Source organism: Saccharopolyspora sp. NPDC049357 (genome assembly GCF_040677225.1).
GTDB lineage: Bacteria > Actinomycetota > Actinomycetes > Mycobacteriales > Pseudonocardiaceae > Saccharopolyspora.
The window spans coordinates 58,982-71,544 of sequence record NZ_JBFAQJ010000006.1 but is presented as its reverse complement, the minus strand read 5'-3'; the positions used below and the strand labels follow the sequence as shown (position 1 = coordinate 71,544).

The window sequence follows — 12,563 nt, the reverse complement described above, 5'->3', positions numbered from 1 at the left end:
CCCGCGATGACCGCGCAGGAGAACCCCGGCGGCGAGGTGGAGCAACTGCTGCTCACCTTCGAGGCGGCCCTGGCCGAGACCGACCTGCTCGGCAGGCACGCCGACCCCGACGAAGAACCTCCGCAGCTGCGCGAGCTGCGCCACCAGGTGGTGCGGCAGGTCCAGAACGTGCCGGCCAGCGAGCTGCCGCGCGAGCGGTGCCAGAACTGCGACGGCGAGCGCGAGGTCTCGGCGGTGCACGTGCGGCGCAGCGAGGAGACCGCCCCACCCGAGGTCGTCACCGCGCAGCGGCTGTGCCCCAACTGCTGGGGCACCGGGCTCTCGCTCCGGCACACCGACCAGCCGCCGCAGCTGCACGAGTAACTCGGGTGCTGACCGCCGAAAAATCGGTGGCGGCCGCGCGGACTCCGGTGTCATGGTTCTCGCGTGGTTGTGGACCATTTCGGCGAGAGAGTCGCGGCGGAGTACGACTCCGACGAGACGGGCATGTTCTCCCCCGCGGTACTCGGGCCCGCGGTGGAGTTCCTCGCCGAGCTCGCCGGTGCCGATGCCGCGCTGGAGCTCGGCATCGGCACCGGACGGGTGGCCCTGCCGCTGAGCGCGCGCGGCGTACCGGTGCACGGCATCGACCTGTCCGAGGCGATGCTGGCGCGGCTGCGCGCGAAGCCGGGCAGCGAGCGGATCGGGGTCACGACAGGTGATTTCGCGCGCACCAGGGTTCCCGGCGAGTTCGGCCTGGTGTTCCTGGTGTTCAACACGATCAACAACCTCACCACGCAGGACGAGCAGGTCGACTGCTTCCGCAACGCCGCGCGGCACCTGCCACCGGGCGGGCGCTTCGTGATCGAGGTCGGCGTGCCGGACCTGCAGAAGCTGCCGTTCGGCGAGACCCACGTGCCCTTCGAGTTCGGCGCCGACCACGTCGGCATCGACGAGTACGACGTGGTGAACCAAGGCCTGATCTCGCACCACTTCTGGATGCGCGACGGCCGGTGGGACCTCGATTCGATGCCGTTCCGCTACGTCTGGCCCGCCGAGCTCGACCTGATGGCCCGGCTGGCGGGAATGCGCCTGGTGGAGCGCTGGGCGGACTGGGACCGCAGCCCGTTCACCAGCACCAGCGGCAAGCACGTCTCGATGTGGCGCAAGGAGTCGGCGTGAGAATGATTGGGAATGCCGCGATCGGCTAATAATAGTCTACAGTGGATGATCGACGGACCACTGCGGCTCTGGTAGGAAGCGCGCATGCGCTTCTACGCCGAACGCCCGATCCGCTTGGCAGGACAGGTGTTGTGCGACGTCCTCGCGATCGCGTGGGTCGCCGGCTTCTGCTGGCTCGCCGGTCTGGCGAAGTCCGCGGTCCTGGAGCTGCAGGCACCTGGGCATCGCATGATCGAGGCGGGCGGCGAGCTCCGGAGCACCTTCGCCGACGCGGCGGGCACGGCCTCGGAAGTCCCCTTCGTCGGCGACGACCTCGCCGGCGCGCTGGGGCGGGGCGGCTCGGCCGGGGACGTCCTCATCGACGCGGGGGTGCGACTGCTGGAGGCGATCGGGCTTGCTGCCACCGGTGTCGCGGTCGTGATCGTGGCGTTCTCGCTGATCCCGGTGCTGGCGGTGTGGTTGCCGCGCCGGATCCGCTACGCCCGCGCGGCCGGGCAGGCCGTGGCGATGCGGGCCCAGGGCCCCGACCTGCTGGCGCTGCGCGCGCTGACCGAACTGCCGCACCGCCGGCTCAAGCGGGTCGGCACCGAACCCGCGGCGGCGTGGCGCGCGGGTGACGCCGAGGTCATCGCGGAGCTGGCCGGGATGCGGCTGGCCTCGCTGGGGTTGCGCGTCAGCTGACCGCACCGGAGCGGTCGGGGAGACCGAGCCGCAGGTGTTCGCTGTGGTAGACGGCCTCGTCGAGCAGCTGGGCGACGTGGTTGTCGTAGAGGCTGTAGACGATGCTGCGCCCGGAACGGGCTCCGACGACCAGGCCGAGGTTGCGCAGCAGCCGCAGCTGGTGGGACACCGCGGACTGCTCCATGCCGACCGCTTCGGCGAGCTCGGTGACCGGGCGCGGCCCCTGCCGCAGTTCGGTGAGGATCAGCAGTCGGCTCGGCGTGGCCAGCGCCTGCAGCGTGTTCGCCACGTGCGCGGCCGACTCCGCGTCGAGTCTGGTCGCCTCCCGATCCACTCCGTGTCCCATGCGCAGCAGTCTAGACCCGCATTTGCATGAACGCATGTTCATGTGTTCTGCTGTGCGGGTCTAGCTCAGCTCTGCGGAGGTTCCACCGTGGCCACGTCCACCACTGCTCCCCCACGCCTCGCGCCACCGGCGCGGACGCGTCTGTTCGCGCTGCCCGAGATGCGCTGGGCAGCCGCCGCGCTCGGCCTGTTCCTGGCCGGACTCGGCCTGCAGCTGGCGGGCGCTCCGGCGTGGTCCTGGTGGGCGCTGTACCTGGCCTGCTACGTCACCGGCGGGTGGGAACCCGGGCTGGCCGGGCTGCAGGCGCTGCGGGAGAAGACCCTCGACGTCGACCTGCTGATGGTGCTGGCCGCGATCGGCGCGGCCTCCATCGGCGAGATCACCGACGGCGCGCTGCTCATCGTCATCTTCGCCACCTCGGGAGCGCTGGAGGCGCTGGCCACCGCGCGCACCGAGGACTCCGTGCGCGGGCTGCTGAACCTCGCCCCCGACACCGCCACGGTCGTCACCTCCGGCGGGGTCGAGCAGGTGCGCCCGGCCGCCGAGCTGGAAGTCGGCGACGAGGTGCTCATCCGGCCAGGCGAGCGCGTTCCCGCCGACGGCACGGTGCTGTCCGGGGCCAGCGACGTCGACCAGGCGACCATCACCGGGGAGCCGCTGCCGGTGGACGTCTCGGCCGGGTCCGAGGTGTTCGCGGGCACCCTCAACGGCACCGGCTCGCTGCGCGTGTGGGTGAGCCGCCGCGCGGAGGACTCGGTGGTCGCGCGCATCGCGGCGCTGGTCGAGGAGGCCGGGCGGACGAAGGCACGCACCCAGCTGTTCATCGAGAAGGTCGAGCAGCGGTACTCGATCGGCATGGTCGCCGCGACCGTGGCGCTGTTCGCGATCCCGCTGCTGTTCGGCTCCGACCTGCGGGAATCACTGCTGCGAGCGATGACGTTCATGATCGTCGCCTCGCCGTGCGCGGTGGTGCTGGCGACGATGCCGCCGCTGCTCGCCGCGATCGCCAACGCCGGCCGCCACGGCGTGCTGGTCAAGTCCGCGGTGGTGATGGAGCGGCTGGGCACGACCACGAAGGTCGCCTTCGACAAGACCGGCACGCTCACCCGGGGAACTCCGGAGGTCGCCGAGGTCCGGGTGCTCGACGCCGCGTGGAGCCGCGACGAGCTGCTGCGCGTGGCCGCCGCGGCCGAACGCCCCAGCGAGCACCCGCTGGCAACCGCAGTGGTGCGCGCCGCCGAACGGGAGGAGCTGGCTCTGCCTCCGGCCGACGACTTCGCCGCGCTGCCCGGTCGCGGAGTCACCGCCCGGGTCGAGGGGCACCACGTCGAGATCGGTGCCGCCCCTGCGGAGTTCGAGGCCCAGCCGGGGCACACGCCGGTGCTCGTGCGGCGCGACGGTGAACCGATCGGGCTGCTGGCGATCACCGACCAGCCGCGTCCGGAAGCCCCCGAAGCCGTGGCGGCCACCCGCCGCCTGACCAGCGACCCGGTTCTGCTCACCGGCGACACGGCGGACGGGGCGGGTCGGCTCGCCGCGCACGTCGGCATCACCGATGTGCGGGCCGGGCTGCTCCCGGAGCAGAAGCTCGACGAGGTCGACGAGATGCAGTCGGCAGGGCACCGCGTGACGTTCGTCGGCGACGGCATCAACGACGCCCCGGCCATGGCCACCGCCCACGCAGGAGTCGCCATGGGCGGCGCGGCCTCCGACCTCACCTTGCAGACCGCCGACACGATCATCGTCCGCGACGACCTCAACGCGATCCCGGCGGTCATCGACCTCTCCCGGCGAGCCCGTCGCGTCGTCACGGCCAACCTGGTCATCGCGGGCACGTTCATCGCGGTCCTCGCCACCTGGGACCTCGTCGGCCACCTCCCGCTCCCCCTCGGCGTGGCCGGTCACGAAGGCTCCACGATCCTCGTCGCCCTCAACGGCCTGCGCCTCCTCCGCCGAAGCGCCTGGAAAACCCCCTGACCCACCCCCATTCCGATCCCTTCTCCGCCCCAGTGGGTGACCGGATTTCAATGGAAATCGGGGATCTGATTTCCATTGAAATCGGACCGACCACCTGGGCGGGTGACGGACGAGGTGGGTGGCTCAGAGGTCGAGTTCGAGGGTGCCGCGTGCCCGGGAGACGCACGGGGTGATGCAGGTGGTGCGCTGGTCCTCGGAGAGGTAGAGGTCGTGGTGGAGCGGATCGCCCGCGGTGATGGCGGTGACGCACTCGCCGCAGACTCCCTTGCGGCAGCGGCTGCGGACGTCGACGCCGGCTGATTCGAGGGCGTCCAGGAGCGTCCGGTTCTCCGGGACGCGGAGGGTCGTGCCCGTTCGGCGCAGGTGCGCGGTGAACGGGACGCCGGTGGCCGGTTCCGCGCCGAAGTGCTCGGCGTGGATCCGGGTTCGCGGCCAACCGGCTTCGCGCGCCCGGGTGGTGACCTCGTCCATGAACGGTTTCGGGCCGCAGACGTAGAGGTGCGCGCCCAGGGGCTGGTCGGTGAGGTCGAGGGCGCGCCAGAACTCGGTGCGGGAGCCGGTGATGTGCGCACCGGGGAGGTCGGCGGCGTGGGCGGCGTCGCGGGAGATGTAGTGCACCTCGGCGGAGCGCTGCCAGGTCTCGGCGGCTCGGAAGTGCGAGAGGATCGGTGTGATGCCGATTCCGGCGGCGACGAGCAGGTGGTGGCGGGCGGTCTGCACCGGTGCGAAACCGCTTCGAGGGTTTCCGGTTTCGACGACGTCACCCGGTCGCAGCCGGTGCATCCAGCGCGATCCGCCGGAGCCGAGGCGCACCGAGATCGCGTAGTGCTCGGGCCGGAACCCGTCGCCGGTGAGCGAGTAGGAGTTCCAGCGCGGCCGTCCCCGCTCGTCGGTGCCGCACAGCACGTCGATGTGGCTGCCGGGCGTGTACGAGCGCAGCTCGCCGACCAGCCGGATCCCCCGCACGCCGTCGGCGAGGATCCGGGTGTCGGCGACGGTGAGCCGGTTCATCGGCGCAGCCATGCGAGCAGCTCGGGCCGGATCTCGCCGTAGCCCTTGTAGTCGGCCATCTCGTCGGGCAGTTCGGCGATGACGGCCGCGAACTGCTCCCGCCAGGCCGGGACCAGCACCAGTTCCCGCATCGGCAGCAGGTGGGTGCGGATCAGGAACATGATCGAACCCGACATCGGCAGCCTGATCAGGTGCTGGGCCTCCACGCGGAGGTGCAGGTCGTCGCCGATGTCCGACAGTCGGCCGCGCTCGGCGCCCCACTCGTCGTAGGTCTCCAGCGAGGCGTCCAGCCGGTGGCCGACGGTCGAGCTCCAGTTCAGCCGCCGGTAGCAGTCGCCGGCTTGCATGCCGAGCAGGAACCGCTCGGCGCGCGGGATCGCGCCGTCGGCGAAGTCGCGCGGGACGGGGCCGTGCAGCTCGGTGAACGACATCCCGAGCACGAACCGGATCGACCAGTTCGACGCGAAGGTCACCACCCCGGCATCGGCGAACAGCCGTCCCTCGCGTTCGTCGAGCAGCACGATGTCGTCGGGCACCTGCGAGGCCGCGAACCGCAGCGGCGGCTCGCCCAGCGAGTCGTCGTCGCCGAAGCGGAAGCGGCGCGCAACACCGAGTCTCGCGTTCTCCCAGTGGAATTCGCGGTCGCCGCACGGTGTCAGGGTCATCGCCGGGTCGGTGGCGGCGGCTTCGGTGAGCAGGTGCAGCAGCGCGTCCCAGGACGCCGCTCGCATGTGCTCGAGCTCCACGTGCCGACCCCGGTCGCGGCCGAGGATCGCCGCGCGCTCGGCGAGTTCGGTCTCGTAGGCCTCGTTGAAGTCCAGGACCGCGCCGCCCCACTCGCCCGCCGCCGTCCGGTGGACGCGCGGTGCGGGCTCGACGTTGACGCTGTAGCGGTAGCGGTCGCCCTCCAGCGGCCACGGGAACCGCCGCACTCGCGCTGGCAGGATCACCTGAACGCCTCCACGTCGGCGCAAAAACCCAGGTAGGCACCCCGGAATCGGGACACGTGGGAGTAGATGTGCAGCAGCCGGCCGCACCCGCCGCAGGCCGTGCGCTCCCCCGCCGACGCCTTCACCTCGGTGTCGGCGGCGCAGTGCGCGCAGTGCACCACGACCCGTTCCCGGGTGGTGATCCGGCACCGGATCTCCTCGTCCACGGCACCGGCCGAGAGCGCCTGCGAGCGCAGGGCCAGCACGTCGGCTTCGGGTCCGGCCAGCATCAAACGCCACCCGACCCGCGCCTCCCGCAGCTGCGCGGCCAGGGAGTCGGCTGCGGTCGCGACGTCGCCGGCCTGGAACGTCCACACAGGACGGTCGATCGAGCGGGCCCAGCCGCGGGTGATCTCCAGCGCCTCGTCGCCGATTCCGAGGATCGCGAACCACCGGCCCGACGGATCGGCCTCGACCCGCTCCGGCCACGCGGGCAGGCTGGTGCGCGCACCGGCCGCCATCCGCTCGTCGGTCATCGCATCCCCCCGCCCCCGAGTACACAAAGGCCGGGCGCGGGTGTCAACCGCGCCCGGCCCAGGTCACGGTGTCACTGGACCGCCCAGTACCCGAACGCCTTGTAGTCCGGGGACGGGCCGAACGAGGTCAGCCCGGCCAGGCGGACGGTCAGCTCGCTGCTGGTCACCAGGTGCGCCGGGATCGTGATGACGGTTTCCGACCAGCCCTTCGCCTCCGGCTTGAGCCAGTGCTTGCCGAGGTCGGTGCCGTCGACGAACACCCGCACGTCCCGCGCTCCCGTGTACAGCCCGGGCTTGGGGCCGGTGGAGTCGTGCCGGGCGATGAGCCGGACCTCCTCCCCGGGAACCAGGTTGCGCAGCGTGAACTCCTCCTCGCCGACGATGTGCCTGGCGCTGTCGACGACCTCGTGCCCACCGGTTTCGAGCGTGCGTGCCTCGGTGAGCGGCTGGAAGCCCGCTCGCGAGGTGTGCACCTCGTGTTCGTGGTCGGACTCCGAGGTCATCGACCCGACGTTGACGTGGTCGCGGATGGTGCCGCGGAACGGCCGCATCGGCACGTCACCGGTGTCGATCAGGCTCCAGTCGGCCTTGTACACCGTCATCACCGGCAGCGAGAGCACCGGCGCCCCCAGGACGCCCGCGTCGGCGAGGTGCTCCAGCTGCACACCGTTGGGCATGCGGTCGTAGATGGCGATGTAGTCGGGGCGGTCGTCGGGCGACATCGCGCGCAGTTCCTCGTAGAGGGCGCCCATGCCGTGCAGCGCGGGCTTGGCGAGGCCGTTGGTCGTCAGTCCCACGAGGTCCACCGTCGGGTGCCCGCCCAGGTAGGCGGCGGCGCCGACGTCGTGCACGCCCAACCGCGCGCCTTCCGGCAGGTTGCCCTTGGTCCACGCGGCCAGGGCGACGACGCGCTCCCGGATGCCGCCGGAGTCCTGCACCGCGTTGTGCACCCAGGTCGGCACCGACAGGGCCGTGAACAGCCCGGCCACCGCCAGCAGCGCCACCGGGGCCTTGTCGCCCAGCCGCAGCCGCTTGCCGACCTCGACCAGACCGATGACGGCGGCGAGCACGAACAGCGGCAGGAACGGCTGCAGGTAGCGGACCTGCTGCCACAGCGCGGTTCCCATCGTGGAGATCGCGCCGAGCGCCAGCAGCGTTCCGATGCCGATCGTCCAGCCGACCCACCGCCGCGTCCCGCCGTCGCGGACCAGCACGGCCACGCCGAGCGCGGCCAGCAGCAGCGCGCCGGGGAAGGCGAAGTCCTGCCGGTTGAGCCCGGCGAGGATCTCCATGAACGCCGAGAAGTTGTCCGCGGTCTTGCCCGCGAGTTCGCCGAGGCTCAGGTTCGGCATGCTCAGGTGCGACTTGGCCTGCGAGCCGTTCGGCGAGGAGTGCCCGGTGGTGACCAGGTAGAACAGCAGCTGCGCGGCGATCACGGCGAACGGCAGAGCGCACCAGGCGACCGAGGCGATCCGGGCGGCGAGGCTCCGCCCGCGACGCGCGCTGAGGGCCATCATCAGCGGCGGCACCAGCAGCAGGAACACCAGGGCTTCCAGCCGGCACAGGGCGGCCAGCGACACCAGGACCGGGGTGAACCTGAAGGCTCCGCTCGGCGCCTCGCGCACCAGCATCAGCAGCGTCGCGACCAGCAGCAACGAGGTGATCGAGACCTCCATGCCGCTGGAGGCGCCCCACAGCAGCGGTCCGCTGAGCGCGACGAGCACGCCCGCCCACACCCCCGTGACCGGGCCGGCGACGCGGCGGCCCAGCAGCACCACGCCACCGGCGGTGAGCGCGTGGCAGACCACGCCGAACAGGACGGCGGCGGGCATCAGCAGACCGCCGTGCATCCCGAGGAAGTGCAGCGCACCCAGCACCAGCACGTAGAGCAGGCTGCTGGCGCCGGTGCTGATCGGGTCGCCGTCGTTGTACCGCAGGAACTCGCCCTGCCCGATCTGCATGCCGTACTGGAGGTGGATGTAGGTGTCGTCCAGCGGCGGGATGTAGTGGCCGCCGTTGTAGTGGACGTTCACCAGCACGAAGCCCAGTCCGGCCACGGCCGCCAGCAGCGGCACCGCCCACAGGGCGATCCGGTCCACTCGCCACCGGGGCGCGGGGATGTTCCCTCGTCGTGTCGGCTCCGATAACTCAGGTTCGACGAGGTCGTTCATCACGCTCAACCCAACGGGTCCTTCCAGAAAGGTGTTCCGCGCCCTGCTCACTGGCGGGCGGGCCGCGTGATCGACTATAGATGGGCGTTTTCGCCCTTTTCGCCGGGCCATCGGCTCCGGGTCAGCGCTCGGTGGTCGACGCCCAGGTGTCGACGGCGTCGACGAGGCTTTCCGTCCAGGCGCGAAGGATTCGGCGGCCTTCGGATCCGCTGGCGCCGCGCGGGTCACCGAGGACGCCGTTGTCGCTGACCGCGGCGGTGCCGCCGTCGCGGAGCCGGTCGATCAGCTCCGGCAGCGGTGCGGTGTTGCCGGGTTCGGCCCGTTCCAGGTGCACGGTGTGCGGCCGGAGGGCGAGCATCACCGAGGTCTCGGTGAGCCCGGCGTGGCTGTCGTCGGCCGGCCCGGTCGGCGACCAGGCCAGCGCCCGGCGGCCTTCGGAGCGCAGCGTGCGCACCGCGTTGCGCACGGGTGCGGCGTTGCCGCCGTGGCAGGACACGAGCACCACGCCCGCGAAGGCGTCGGCCGAGCGGCCGAGCTCGGTGAGCAGCAGTTCGGTGGCGGTCTGCCCGATGGACAGGGTTCCGGGGAACGCGGCGTGCTCTCCGCTGGAGCCGTAGGCCACGGCGGGGGCGATGACGACGGGCCGCTGTTCGGCGAGGCGCTCGCACAGCGCGCCGGCGATGTCGGTGTCCACGGTGCACGGCAGGTGCGGGCCGTGCTGCTCGGTGGCGCCGACGGGGACGGCGAGCAGCCGGGGTTCGCGCAGCTCGGGCCAGGTGGTGTCGCCGAGGTTCACGCCGGGTCCCCGTTGACGGGCACGCTGCTGCGCCCACCTCGGTCGGTGAGCACCGGTCGCAGCGCGATCGTGCTGCGTTCGCGCAGGGCCCCGCGCAGCACGCCGCAGCCGTAGGCGGCGTCGTCGGCGACGCGGGCGAGGGCGTGCCGGACCGGGTCGAGCTCGCCCTTCTCGGCGAGGTTGCGGGCGGCGACGAGGGCGAGCACGACGCGTCCGCGCTTGGTCAGCAGCAGCGGCGGGATCGCCAGCGGCGCCCAGGAGCGTCCGATGGCATCACCGAGGAGCCTTGCCGCACCGAGGTTCCCGCGCCCGGCGAGCTTGATCGACTCGGTCGCCGGGATGCCGAGGGCGCCGAGCTTGCGGCTGAGCATGACGGCCGCCGCGCCGGTGACGGCCAGGGCGGCCCCGGGTCGGCCCAGTGCGATCAGCAGCCAGGTCAGCACGCTCCACAGCGAGATCCGCACGGGTGCGACGTGTTCGCCGTGGCGGCGCCCGAGCGGCCCGGCCGAGCAGCCGTAGCCGTAGCGCTGCCGCAGCAGCGCGGGCCAGCTGGGGCGCGGGGCGTGCTCGACGATCGCGGCGGGTTCGTAGCGGGCCTGGTGGCTGGCGGTGAGCCGCCACACGAGGTCTACGTCCTCGCCGAAGCGCATGGTCTCGTCGAAACCCCCGAGTTCGTCGAGGGTTTCGGTGCGGATCAGCAGCGCGGCGGTGGGCACGTAGCTGATGCGGCTGCCGGGCAGCACGGGTCCGGGTTGGGGGCCGAGGTCCAGCGGTGAGCGGGTCCGCTCGTAGCGCTCCAGCGCCGAACCACCGGGTGTGCTGCGCACTCTCGGCGCCACCGCGGCGACGTCGGGTGCTTCGAAGTGGCGCAGCAGCGGGTCCAGCCAGCCGGGCTGCGGGAGGGTGTCGGCGTCGAGGAAGGCCACCAGCGGAGTCGTGACCAGGCGTCGTCCGGCGTTGCGCGCGGCGGCCGGACCGCGTGCGGTGTCATGGCGGACGGCGGCACCGGGGATCGGTGCCGGGGAGCCGTCGTCGACGACGATGACGCGCAGGCCCTCCAGGGCCGCGAGCAGCGCGGTGGGGTTCTCGCCGCGGACGGGGATGACGACGGTGACGTCATCGGGTCCCAGGTTCGCCGTGTCGTGCTCGGGGTGCACCAGACCGGTGCGCACGAGCCGCTGCGCCAGCGACCTCCCGCTGGTCACGGGTTTTCCGGCGAGCCAGTCGTCGAGGAGTTCGCCGCCGCGCGCGGTCAGCCGCATGATGCGGTACGGGGATCCGCCGGCGACGGTCCGCCCGTCGTCCCAGCGCTGCAGGCTCGGATCGGCCACCAGTCTCACGCCGTGAAGCCTCCGTCCGCGTGGACGACGGTGCCGGTGATCGCCGAGGCGCGTTCGTCGCAGAGCCAGCACACGGCGGCGGCGACCTCCTCGGGTTCCAGCAGTCGTTCGACGACCTGGTGCCCGGCGAACTCCTCCACGTCGTCGAGGTCGTAGTAGGCGGCGGTGGCGGTGAGCATGTCGGTGCGGGTCGAGCCGGGCGACACCGCGGTGGCGTTGATGCCGGTTCCGCGCAGGTCGGTGGCCAGTCCGCGGATCAGCCCGACCACCGCGTGCTTGGCCGCGTTGTAGCCGGCCAGGTGGTGCAGGCCCCGGTGCGCGGCGGCCGAGGCGAGCGCGACGAACCGCCCGGCGCGGGGTTCGGGCCGGCGCAGCATCGCCGGGACCGCGGCGCGGGCCAGGTTGGACACGCCCCGGACGTCGATGTCGAAGAGCAGGTCCAGCTCGGTGTCGGTGGTCTCCCACAGCGGCGACCCACCGGCCATCACGGCCGCCGCGGCGACGGCGGCGTCGAGCCCGCCGAACTCGGCCTCGGCCACCTGGACGGCTTCGGCCAGTGCGGCGGCGTCGCGGACGTCGGCGACGACCTCGCGCACCGACTCCGGGTGCTCGTCGGCGAGTCGGCGCAGTTCATCGCGGGTGCCGAGCGGGTAGGCCACGCCGGGCAGGTCGGCGCACACGTCGAGCGCGACGACCCGCCAGCCCTCGCCGACGAGTTGCCGCACGACCGCGGCCCCCACTCCCCTGGCGGCTCCGGTGACGATCGCGACCCGGTTCACGGCCGCGCCCCGTATCCGTGGCGTCGCAGGTAGGCCAGCAGTTCGTCGGCGGCCTCGGCCGCGCTCAGCGGGCCGATGACGGTCGGCGGGGTGCGCTCGACCAGCGCGCCGGTCAGCTCCAGCACCCGGTGGTGGGCGCTGTCCCCGCTGGGCGCGAGGTGTTCGCGGGCTCGCGGGCGCCGGGGCCGAGTGCTGACGACGTCGGCGCAGGTGGGAGCCGGGGTCCACGGCAGGATTTCGATCTCGGCGTCCTGCGCCGCCAGCACGGCGGGCAGCGCGGCGCGTCGAAGCCGCAGCCCGCCTTCGACGGAGACCACGGCGGGGCCGGGCAGGCGCAGGACCTCGCGGGCGCCTCGGTCCAGCCGGCGGTGGACCAGCAGCCGGTCGCCGTCGAGTTCGAGGTGGACCGCGCCGAGCGCCTGGGCGGCACCCAGGTGCGCGGCGAGGAACGCCGGGGTCGCGCCGGTTCCGCCGTCGGAGGACCGGTCGCCGCAGAGCACCAGGTCCGGCACCTCCGGCAAGGCGGCGGCCAGCGCCGCGGCGGTGGATCCGTTGTGCGCCAGCGCGTTCGGGTCCAGCGGGGTGCTGACGTCGACGCGGGTGGCGCGGTCCGCTCCGGCCGCCAGGGCTTCGCGCAGCCCCTCCTCCGCTTCCGCCGGGCCGGCGGTGATGGCGTGGACCTGGCCGCCGGTGAGCTCGGCGAGCCGCAGCGCGTGTTCCAGCGCGGCGTGTTCGGCCGCGCTCTCACCCCGGTGCCCGCCGGCCAGGGCGCCGGTGAGCGGGTCGACCTCGACCCGCTGCCAGGATCGGCTCAGTGCCACGGCGATGCGCATGTG

At 72.7% G+C, this 12,563-nt stretch carries 13 protein-coding genes; 4 read left to right on the top strand and 9 right to left on the bottom strand.

The genetic code is table 11. The features are described 5' to 3' along the window. Positions 1-6: 6 nt before the first annotated feature. From AB0J91_RS07190 to AB0J91_RS07180, 3 genes are all read left to right on the top strand, one after another. Entirely contained in the window at positions 7-363 is a 357-nt protein-coding gene (locus tag AB0J91_RS07190; protein WP_363865019.1) for a hypothetical protein, read from the top strand. Positions 364-432: 69 nt separating this feature from the next. Next, positions 433-1,161, top strand: coding sequence for a class I SAM-dependent methyltransferase (locus AB0J91_RS07185; protein WP_363865268.1), 729 nt, complete (start codon positions 433-435; stop codon positions 1,159-1,161). Between the two features lie 84 nt (positions 1,162-1,245). After that, positions 1,246-1,842: a hypothetical protein gene (locus tag AB0J91_RS07180; protein WP_363865017.1), complete on the top strand. Its 597-nt coding sequence runs from the start codon at positions 1,246-1,248 to the stop codon at positions 1,840-1,842. On the opposite strand, the gene AB0J91_RS07175 is transcribed toward AB0J91_RS07180, so the two are convergent. Further along, positions 1,835-2,188 (bottom strand): metalloregulator ArsR/SmtB family transcription factor, encoded by a 354-nt coding sequence (locus AB0J91_RS07175; RefSeq protein WP_363786783.1) that lies wholly within the window; start codon positions 2,186-2,188, stop codon positions 1,835-1,837. The two genes, AB0J91_RS07180 and AB0J91_RS07175, sit on opposite strands and share 8 nt — an antisense overlap. Before the next feature lie 159 nt (positions 2,189-2,347). On the opposite strand from AB0J91_RS07175, the gene AB0J91_RS07170 reads away from it, so the two are divergent. Next, positions 2,348-4,165, top strand: a complete 1,818-nt coding sequence (locus AB0J91_RS07170) for a heavy metal translocating P-type ATPase (protein WP_363865266.1) — start codon at positions 2,348-2,350, stop codon at positions 4,163-4,165. Positions 4,166-4,288: 123 nt separating this feature from the next. Here AB0J91_RS07170 and AB0J91_RS07165 read toward each other — a convergent pair whose 3' ends face one another. The 8 genes from AB0J91_RS07165 to AB0J91_RS07130 all read right to left on the bottom strand — a co-directional run bounded on the left by AB0J91_RS07165 (position 4,289) and on the right by AB0J91_RS07130 (position 12,560). Continuing rightward, complete coding sequence (locus AB0J91_RS07165; protein WP_363865015.1) at positions 4,289-5,188, bottom strand: 2Fe-2S iron-sulfur cluster-binding protein; 900 nt, start codon at positions 5,186-5,188, stop codon at positions 4,289-4,291. Beyond that, the gene (locus tag AB0J91_RS07160; protein ID WP_363865013.1) at positions 5,173-6,126 is read right to left on the bottom strand and encodes a DUF3445 domain-containing protein; all 954 of its coding nucleotides are present in this window, start codon (positions 6,124-6,126) and stop codon (positions 5,173-5,175) included. The genes AB0J91_RS07165 and AB0J91_RS07160 overlap by 16 nt, the downstream gene beginning before the upstream one ends. Next, positions 6,123-6,641, bottom strand: a complete 519-nt coding sequence (locus tag AB0J91_RS07155) for a dimethylamine monooxygenase subunit DmmA family protein (protein ID WP_363865011.1) — start codon at positions 6,639-6,641, stop codon at positions 6,123-6,125. The genes AB0J91_RS07160 and AB0J91_RS07155 overlap by 4 nt, the downstream gene beginning before the upstream one ends. 71 nt (positions 6,642-6,712) lie before the next feature. After that, positions 6,713-8,740, bottom strand: coding sequence for a hypothetical protein (locus AB0J91_RS07150; RefSeq protein WP_363865009.1), 2,028 nt, complete (start codon positions 8,738-8,740; stop codon positions 6,713-6,715). Positions 8,741-8,933: 193 nt separating this feature from the next. Beyond that, positions 8,934-9,608: a mycofactocin biosynthesis peptidyl-dipeptidase MftE gene (gene mftE / locus AB0J91_RS07145; RefSeq protein WP_363865007.1), complete on the bottom strand. Its 675-nt coding sequence runs from the start codon at positions 9,606-9,608 to the stop codon at positions 8,934-8,936. Next, positions 9,605-10,948: a mycofactocin biosynthesis glycosyltransferase MftF gene (mftF, locus tag AB0J91_RS07140; RefSeq protein ID WP_363865005.1), complete on the bottom strand. Its 1,344-nt coding sequence runs from the start codon at positions 10,946-10,948 to the stop codon at positions 9,605-9,607. Before mftF ends, mftE begins: the two co-directional genes overlap by 4 nt. Then, positions 10,945-11,727 carry a mycofactocin-coupled SDR family oxidoreductase gene (locus tag AB0J91_RS07135; protein WP_363786769.1) on the bottom strand — a complete coding sequence of 261 codons (783 nt, stop codon included), beginning with the start codon at positions 11,725-11,727 and terminating at the stop codon, positions 10,945-10,947. The genes mftF and AB0J91_RS07135 overlap by 4 nt, the downstream gene beginning before the upstream one ends. Further along, a complete protein-coding gene (locus AB0J91_RS07130) occupies positions 11,724-12,560 on the bottom strand; it encodes a mycofactocin-associated electron transfer flavoprotein beta subunit (RefSeq protein WP_363865003.1) in 837 nt (278 codons plus the stop codon). The genes AB0J91_RS07135 and AB0J91_RS07130 overlap by 4 nt, the downstream gene beginning before the upstream one ends. Positions 12,561-12,563: the final 3 nt, after the last annotated feature.